The following is a 1,098-nucleotide window of genomic DNA, read 5'->3' on the forward strand; positions in this document are numbered from 1 at the left end:
GACCTCTCACACAAAGTGAACGCTTTAAGGAAGTTTTTCTGGCTGCCCGCCAAGCACGTCGTCCTCTTATTTTTGGTCAGCTTATTATTTTGGTGGTGTATTTGCCGATTTTTGCTTTAAGTGGTGTGGAAGCAAAAATGTTCCATCCGATGGCATTGACAGTGGTACTAGCCCTTGTTGCAGCCATTATTTTATCGATCACCTTTGTGCCTGCTGCTGTGGCATTGTGGGTCAAAGGCGATATTCAAGAAAAAGAAAGTCGTTGGATGTTATGGCTAAAAGCTAAATATCAGCAAACTCTTGATATTTCGTATCAATACAAAGCAGTTGTGCTGACTTTTGCACTGTGTGTATTAGTGATTACGGGATTTATCAGTACCAAACTCGGCAGTGAATTTGCACCACAGCTCAGTGAAGGAGACTTTGCGGTACAACAGTTACGTTCACCAAGTACAGGCTTAGAAGAGTCTTTACGTATTCAGGAGAATACTGAAAAACTTCTTTTAAAGAGTTTCCCTGAAATTAAGGCAGTATTTGCCAGAACGGGTACAGCCGAGGTTGCAACAGATGTCATGCCACCCAATATTTCAGATGGCTATATCATGTTAAAGCCTCGTTCAGAATGGCCAAATCCTAAAGAAAGTTTAGATGAATTACGTGGCCGTATGGTGACGTATTTAGCCACGATTCCAGGCAATAATAGTGAATTTTCACAACCGATTGAACTCCGATTTAATGAATTGATCTCAGGTGTGCGTAGTGATGTTGGTGTGAAAATCTTCGGTGATGATATGAATGTCCTCAATACTGAGGCGACTAAAATCTCCAAAATCATTCAGCAAATATCGGGTAGCAGTGCCGTGAAAGTTGAGCAGACCTCAGGTTTGCCATTACTGAATGTCGAGGTAAATAAAACTTTGGCTGCACAATATGGTTTGAGTGTGCGTTCAATTCAAGACCTTGTGGCAACCAGTATTGGTGGACAAAGCGTGGGAGAGATTTTAGAAGGCGATCGTCGTTTTGATTTTGTTATCCGTCTTGGAGAGCAAGACCGTAGTGTCGCATCTGTTTCCCAGTTACCTATTCAGCTTCCAAATG

General features: G+C 42.1%; 1 protein-coding gene. It reads left to right on the top strand.

Annotation, left to right across the window (positions count from 1 at the left end):
- The coding region (locus FTV27_RS17050) for an efflux RND transporter permease subunit (protein ID WP_180079341.1) at positions 1 to 1,098 on the top strand (1,098 nt) is incomplete at both ends.

The sequence above is a fragment of the Acinetobacter sp. YH12251 genome (assembly GCF_013417465.1).
Lineage (GTDB): Bacteria > Pseudomonadota > Gammaproteobacteria > Pseudomonadales > Moraxellaceae > Acinetobacter > Acinetobacter amyesii.